Raw genomic sequence first — 6349 nt, forward strand, 5'->3', positions numbered from 1 at the left:
GTCATCCCTCCCGCGCCGCCGCGCACACGGCCCGCGTGATCCGTGCCAGGTCCGCGTCGCCCGTCACGTACGGCGGCATGGTGTAGATCAGATCGCGGAACGGCCGCAGCCAGACGCCCTCGCGCACGGCCGCCTCCGTCGCCGCCTTCATGTCCACGGCGTGGTCCAGCTGCACCACCCCGATGGCGCCGAGGACCCGCACGTCCTTCACGCCCGGAAGGTCCGAGGCCGCCGCGAGTCCCTCGCGCAGGCCCGCCTCGATCCGTTCGACCTCGGTGCGCCAGTCCTGTCCGAGCAGCAGCTCGATCGAGGCGCAGGCCACGGCCGCCGCCAGGGGATTGCCCATGAACGTCGGACCGTGTGCGAGCACCGGCACCTCGCCCCGCGAGATGCCGTCGGCCACCCGCGCGGTGCACAGCGTCGCCGCCATCGTCAGATAGCCGCCGGTCAGCGCCTTGCCCACGCACATCACGTCCGGTGTCACCGCCGCGTGTTCCGCCGCGAACAGCGCGCCCGTGCGGCCGAAGCCGGTGGCGATCTCGTCGAACACCAGCAGCACGTCGTGCGCGTCGCACGCTTCACGCAGCACCCGCAGATAGGCGGGGGAGTGGAAGCGCATCCCGCCCGCGCCCTGCACCACCGGCTCGACGATCACCGCGGCCAGCTCCTCGGCGTGCCGCCCGATCAGCGACCGCAGGTGCTCGGCGTAGGCCTCGGCGTACTCCGCCGGGGGCGGGTCCGCGAAGACCTGGCGTTGCAGCACCCCCGTCCACAGCTCGTGCATCCCGCCCTCGGGGTCGCACACCGACATCGGCTGCCAGGTGTCGCCGTGGTAGCCGCCACGCCAGGTCAGCAGGCGCTGCTTGCCGGTGCGGCCCAGCGAACGCCAGTACTGCAGACACATCTTGACCGCCACCTCGACCGACACCGAGCCGGAGTCGGCGAGGAAGACGTGCTCCAGCCCGTCGGGCGACATGTCGACAAGGAGCTTCGCCAGGCGCACGGCGGGCTCGTGCGTGAGCCCGCCGAACATCACGTGGCTCATCCGCCCGAGCTGCTCGCGCGCGGCCTCGTTGAGCACCGGGTGGTTGTAGCCGTGGATCGCCGACCACCAGGACGACATGCCGTCGACCAGCTCGCCCGAGCCGTCCGCGAGCCGCAGCCGCACCCCGCTCGCCGACTCCACGACGAGCGGTTCCTGCCGTCCGGGCATCGGGCCGTACGGGTGCCACACGTGCCGCCGGTCGAGTTCCAGCAGCTCGGCGACCGACCGCTCAGGCATTGGGCGCGAGGTCCGTCCCGGCGCCCCGGCGGCGCACGGCGACCAGGTCGGTACGGGGCCCGGCGGGCTGCGCGGCCGGTGCGGAGCCGCACACGCCGCCCGCCTCGGAGCCCTCGGATCCGCAGCCGCCGCCGCTCCCGCAGCCGCCCGCGGCGCGGTGCTCCGGCAGTGTCACCTGGCCGGTGCCCTCCACCTCGAACCCGGCATCCGCGATCATCTCCAGGTCGGCCTTGCCCGCCTGGCCCTCGCTGGTGAGGTAGTCGCCCAGGAAGATGGAGTTGGCCAGGTGCAGCGCGAGCGGCTGCAGGGTGCGCAGATGGACCTCGCGCCCGCCCGCGATGCGGACCTCCACGTCCGGGCAGACGAACCGGGTCATCGCCAGGATCCTCAGGCACCGCTGCGGAGTGAGGTTCCACTCCTTGCCCAGCGGGGTGCCCTCGAACGGGATCAGGAAGTTGACCGGAACCGAGTCCGGGTCCAGCTCGCGTAGCGAGAACACCACGTCGACCAGGTCCTCGTCCGTCTCGCCCATGCCCGCGATCAGCCCGGAACAGGCGGACAGACCGGCCGCGTGCGCCTTGTTCACCGTGTCGACGCGGTCGGCGTACGTGTGCGTGGTGGTGATCTCGCCGTACGTCGCCTCGGAGGTGTTGAGGTTGTGGTTGTAGGCGTCGGCGCCGGCCGCGCGCAGCCGCTCCGCCTGGCCGTCGGAGAGCAGACCGAGGCAGGCGCACACCTCGACGCCCTCGTTGTTCTCCTTGATCGCCTTGATGGTCTCGGAGACCCGCTCCACGTCACGGTCGGTGGGACCGCGCCCGCTGGCCACCAGGCACACCCGCTTGGCGCCCCCGGCCACCCCGGCCGCCGCGGCATCGGACGCCTGGTCCGGCTTGAGCCAGGTGTACTTCAGGATCCCGGCCTCGGAGCCGAGCCGCTGCGAACAGTACGAGCAGTCCTCGGGGCACAGGCCCGACTTCAGATTGACGAGATAGTTGAGTTTCACCCGTCGGCCGAACCAGTGCCGGCGCACCTTTCCGGCCGCGGCCACCACATCGAGCAGGTCGTCGTCGGACGTCGCGAGGACGGCCAGTGCCTCGTCCCGGGTCGGCAGCTCGCGCCGAAGCCCCTTGTCCACCAGCGTGTTCAGCAGGTCCATGAGAGCCGATCCTGTCCTAAGGAGGCGGTTCGGGCCAAGGAGACTTCGCACAACAGAGTCGCTTCGAGGTGTGGGTATTGCCACACACTGACCTGCTGGTCGTCCCGCTAGTGTCTGTGCACTGCCTACAAATTCCGCGGAGGACCACCCATGGCGTTCGGCTGGATCGACGAGCAGGCGGAGCTGCGCCGCCGCGCCGGGCTCGTGCGGACCCTGCGTCCCCGTCCGGCCCGCTCCCCGCTCCTCGACCTGGCGAGCAACGACTACCTGGGCCTGGCCCACCACCCCGAGGTCACCGAGGGCGCGGCCCGCGCCGCGAGCACCTGGGGCGCGGGCGCGACCGGCTCCCGGCTCGTCACCGGCACCACCGAACTGCACACCGAGCTGGAGCGGGAACTGGCCGCGTTCTGCGGATTCGAGGCGGCGCTCGTCTTCTCCTCCGGCTACGCCGCCAACCTGGCGGCGGTCACCGCGCTGGCACCGCACGGCTCCCTGATCGTCTCCGACGCGGGCAACCACGCCTCGCTCATCGACGGCTGCCGGCTGGCCCGGGGCACCACCCAGGTCGTGGCGCACGCCGAGCCGGAGGCCGTCCGCAAGGCGCTGGCGGGCCACGCGGGCACGGCGATCGCCGTGTCCGACACGGTCTTCTCCGTCGACGGCGACGCCGCCCCGCTCGCCGAGCTCGCCGAGGCCTGCCGGGAGCACGGCGCCGGGCTGGTCGTGGACGACGCCCACGGCCTGGGCGTCCTCGGCGACGGCGGCCGCGGCGCCCCGCACGCGGCGGGACTCGCGGGCGCCGACGACGTGGTCACCACGGTCACGCTGTCCAAGTCGCTCGGCAGCCAGGGCGGAGCGGTCCTCGGCCCCGCCCGGGTCGTCGACCACCTGGTCAACGCGGCCCGGACGTTCATCTTCGACACGGGCCTCGCTCCCGCGGCGGCGGGAGCCGCCCTCGCGGCCCTGCGGCTGCTGCGCCGCGAGCCGCAACGGGCGGAGCGGGCCCGCGCGGTGGCGGACGAGTTGTACGCACGCCTGACCACCGCGGGTCTGGAAGCGGTGCGTCCCGACGCCGCGGTGGTCTCGGTGCGGGCGTCCTCTCCCGAGGACGCCGTGCGCTGGGCGGCCGAGTGCCGCGCGGCGGGCCTGGCCGTGGGCTGTTTCCGCCCGCCGTCCGTGCCGGACGGCATCTCACGGCTCAGGCTGACGGCCCGCGCGGACCTGACCGGTCAGCAGATCGAACGCGCTGTACGGCTGATCGGCGAGACGCGGCCATGAGTCGGCGTGACACGGCCGTGCGTCGCACGATGGCGGACTGACCGGAAGGTGCTCACATACGGCCGAGCCCGGCCGTGAAGGCGGCCCAGCTCTGACCGGAGAAGAGCAGGGCGGGCCCGTCCGGGGCCTTGGAGTCGCGCACGGCGAGCAGTCCGGCCCAGGGCGGGGTGTGCGGACACGCGGTCTCGACGCAGTTGTTCGCGCCGGTGCTGTAGCTGCTGCGCAACCATCGCAGGCCGTGCAGTTCGCTGCTTGAGGGGACGTGACGAGGCAGTGCACGCATGGTGCCTCCTTAGACGCCGGTGGCTGTCCCGGCGATGAAATCCAACGAATCCTCGGGCGAAAGGGCGTGGATCTGAAGGGCGTTGAAGGCCTCCGTGTACGCCTGGAGGTCTTCTTTCCGTTCCAGGTAGAGGCTACTCGTCAAGTGGTCGAGAACAACCACATCCAGATCAGAAGTGCTCGAAAATGAGAAGATAACGAAAGGTCCGGTGACGCCGATGTGCGCCCCGGCGGCGAACGGCAGTACCTGGAGCCGCACTTGGGGCAGGCGGGCCGCCTCGACCAGCCGTTCCAGCTGCCGGGCCATGACCCCGGGCCCGCCCACCTCCCGGCGCAGCACCGCCTCGTCCAGGACGGCGCTCAGCTCCAGCGGCGGGTCCGCGCGCAGCACGTCCTGCCGGGCCAGGCGCACCTCGACCAGGGTGTCGAGCCGGTCCTCCGGCAGCCCCTCCACGGCGGCCCTGGTCACCGCACGCGCGTACTCCGGCGTCTGCAACAGGCCCGGGACGACCGTGGTCTCCAGCGTGCGCATCGCGCTGGCCTGCGACTCCAGGCTGATGAAGTCCCGGTAGGTCGGGGGAAGCACCCCGCGGTAGGCGTGCCACCAGTGGTGCCGGCCGCCGCTGTCGTCGGACCCCGCCAACATCATCAGCAGGTCCCGCAGTTGGGTGTCGGTCACGCGGTAGGCGTCGAGCAGTAACCGCACATCGGCCGGTTTCACCCCGCTCGTGCCCGTCTCGATCCGGCTGACCTTGGACTGGTGCCAGCCCACCAGCCGGGCCGCCTCACCGCTGGTGAGCCCCGCCGCGGCGCGCAGCGCGCGCAGTTCGGCGCCCAGCTTCCGGCGGCGCACCGCGGGACCGTGCTGCATGGGCTTCTCCTTACTCCTTCCGTGCCACCCAAATACGGTCTCGCGTCGCAGAGTTCACCGCTTCGAGCGACAGATATATGCATATCTTGGTGGATCGCCGTCCTTCGTGGGTGATTCGGTGGCAGTCTGGCGGACGAAGCACCAGTCCGGGACCGTACTCGAACCATCCGCTCCGTGTCGGACTGCGGTCCCGTGGGAAAGGGACGACGTCGCCATGGCAGACCATCTGGAAGCATCCGTCACTCTGCCGAGCGATCCGGCCTCGGTCTCCGCAGCGCGTGCCTACGTGGTGGGCACGCTGGCGGAGTGGGGGCTGCCGGCGGACACGGACGTGTCCGACACCATCCGGCTCATCATCTCCGAACTCGCCACCAACGCCGTCCAGCACACCTTCGGGCAGTCGCCCACCTTCACCGTGGACGTCGCGCTCGACCGGGACGAGCAGCTGCGCATCGGCGTCACGGACAGCCACCCGCGCTTTCCCAGACGGCTCCCCGCCGCCGTGCAGCAGGACAACGGCCGCGGCCTGGTCATCATCCGGTGGCTGACCGCCGAGTGCGGGGGCAGGCTCAGGATCCGCCCCACCCGTGAGGGCGGCAAGACCATCTCGATCGAACTGCCGTGGGTGATCCCGGCCCAGCCCGTGCGGACGGCGGTCCGGCGGGAGCCGTAGCGGCCGTCACCGGTGCCGGGCCGAGGCCTCCCGCCGAGGTGCCGCCCCGTCGGACACGGACGGCTGCACGACAGTGCGCCGCAGTGGCGCGGGGACCTTCGTACCGTCCCGGGACGGTGTCGCGGAGGTGCTCTGCGCGGCGGTCCCGTCCGCCTCGTCGCGCCGCCCCGCCCGCCGCACCAGCCGGGGGAGCAGCCCCCACAGACCGACGCAGACCAGAAACGTTCCTGCGCAGGCGGCGACGCCACCGGTCCGGCCCGTGGTCACATCGACGACCAGCAGCACCGAACCGCTGAACGCGAACACCAGCACCACCAGCCCGGCGGTGGCCAGTCGCGAGGAGACCTGCACGATGCGCGGCTTGGCGCCCTGCTGGAAGAGCGAGCGGTGCAGTGCGGCGGGCGCGGTGAACAGCGCCGCGGCCAGGACCGCCAGGAGCAGCGTGATGACGTAGGTGACGCGCTGGACCGTGTCGAGGTCCTCGAAGCGCGAGGTGAAGGCGAGCGACAGCAGGAAGGCGAAGAGGATCTGTACGCCCGTCTGGGTGACGCGGAGTTCCTGGAGCAGCTCGACGAAGTTGCGGTCGGCGCGCTGCAGCGGAGTCTCGTTGCGTGCGGTGCAGGGGCGGTGCTCGGCCATGGGGGACGGGTGCCCCGACGAGCCCCTGTCACGCCCCGGCGTGGGGCGGCGCGGGAGGGCCCCCCCCCCCCCCGGGGGGGGACAAAAACCGCCCCGACCCCACCCGCGTGGGGCACAACTTATGCAACCCCCCCCCCGAACCCGTGGTAGGGGGGTGGCCGAGCGTGT

General features: G+C 72.0%; 7 protein-coding genes. 2 read left to right on the plus strand and 5 right to left on the minus strand.

Annotation, left to right across the window (positions count from 1 at the left end):
• Position 1 precedes the first annotated feature (1 nt).
• Both ACIGAQ_RS24585 and bioB read right to left on the minus strand, forming a co-directional pair.
• Positions 2 to 1282: an adenosylmethionine--8-amino-7-oxononanoate transaminase gene (locus tag ACIGAQ_RS24585; protein WP_399786121.1), complete on the minus strand. Its 1281-nt coding sequence runs from the start codon at positions 1280 to 1282 to the stop codon at positions 2 to 4.
• Positions 1275 to 2438, minus strand: coding sequence for a biotin synthase BioB (gene bioB, locus ACIGAQ_RS24590; protein WP_311682135.1), 1164 nt, complete (start codon positions 2436 to 2438; stop codon positions 1275 to 1277). The genes ACIGAQ_RS24585 and bioB overlap by 8 nt, the downstream gene beginning before the upstream one ends.
• A gap of 150 nt (positions 2439 to 2588) precedes the next feature.
• On the opposite strand from bioB, the gene ACIGAQ_RS24595 reads away from it, so the two are divergent.
• Positions 2589 to 3716: an 8-amino-7-oxononanoate synthase gene (locus tag ACIGAQ_RS24595; RefSeq protein WP_399786124.1), complete on the plus strand. Its 1128-nt coding sequence runs from the start codon at positions 2589 to 2591 to the stop codon at positions 3714 to 3716.
• A 52-nt stretch (positions 3717 to 3768) separates the two neighbouring features.
• Here ACIGAQ_RS24595 and ACIGAQ_RS24600 read toward each other — a convergent pair whose 3' ends face one another.
• On the minus strand, positions 3769 to 3999 hold the full coding sequence (locus ACIGAQ_RS24600; protein ID WP_362278755.1) for a DUF397 domain-containing protein: 231 nt from the start codon (positions 3997 to 3999) through the stop codon (positions 3769 to 3771).
• Positions 4000 to 4008: 9 nt separating this feature from the next.
• On the minus strand, positions 4009 to 4869 hold the full coding sequence (locus ACIGAQ_RS24605) for a helix-turn-helix transcriptional regulator (RefSeq protein ID WP_362278756.1): 861 nt from the start codon (positions 4867 to 4869) through the stop codon (positions 4009 to 4011).
• Positions 4870 to 5083: 214 nt separating this feature from the next.
• Between ACIGAQ_RS24605 and ACIGAQ_RS24610 the strand changes: the two genes are divergently transcribed.
• Positions 5084 to 5542 (plus strand): ATP-binding protein, encoded by a 459-nt coding sequence (locus ACIGAQ_RS24610; protein WP_311682130.1) that lies wholly within the window; start codon positions 5084 to 5086, stop codon positions 5540 to 5542.
• Between the two features lie 6 nt (positions 5543 to 5548).
• On the opposite strand, the gene ACIGAQ_RS24615 is transcribed toward ACIGAQ_RS24610, so the two are convergent.
• The gene (locus ACIGAQ_RS24615; RefSeq protein WP_399786129.1) at positions 5549 to 6181 is read right to left on the minus strand and encodes a DUF6328 family protein; all 633 of its coding nucleotides are present in this window, start codon (positions 6179 to 6181) and stop codon (positions 5549 to 5551) included.
• Between the last annotated feature and the right edge of the window lie 168 nt (positions 6182 to 6349).

The sequence above is a fragment of the Streptomyces sp. NPDC085932 genome, from assembly GCF_044540525.1.
Lineage (GTDB): Bacteria > Actinomycetota > Actinomycetes > Streptomycetales > Streptomycetaceae > Streptomyces > Streptomyces levis.

Coding starts and splice junctions, on each gene's coding strand:
- ACIGAQ_RS24585 (WP_399786121.1), bottom strand. CDS start 1,282: ATGCCTGAGCGGTCGGTCGCCGAGCTGCTGGAACTCGACCGGCGGCAC.
- bioB (WP_311682135.1), bottom strand. CDS start 2,438: ATGGACCTGCTGAACACGCTGGTGGACAAGGGGCTTCGGCGCGAGCTG.
- ACIGAQ_RS24595 (WP_399786124.1), top strand. CDS start 2,589: ATGGCGTTCGGCTGGATCGACGAGCAGGCGGAGCTGCGCCGCCGCGCC.
- ACIGAQ_RS24600 (WP_362278755.1), bottom strand. CDS start 3,999: ATGCGTGCACTGCCTCGTCACGTCCCCTCAAGCAGCGAACTGCACGGC.
- ACIGAQ_RS24605 (WP_362278756.1), bottom strand. CDS start 4,869: ATGCAGCACGGTCCCGCGGTGCGCCGCCGGAAGCTGGGCGCCGAACTG.
- ACIGAQ_RS24610 (WP_311682130.1), top strand. CDS start 5,084: ATGGCAGACCATCTGGAAGCATCCGTCACTCTGCCGAGCGATCCGGCC.
- ACIGAQ_RS24615 (WP_399786129.1), bottom strand. CDS start 6,181: ATGGCCGAGCACCGCCCCTGCACCGCACGCAACGAGACTCCGCTGCAG.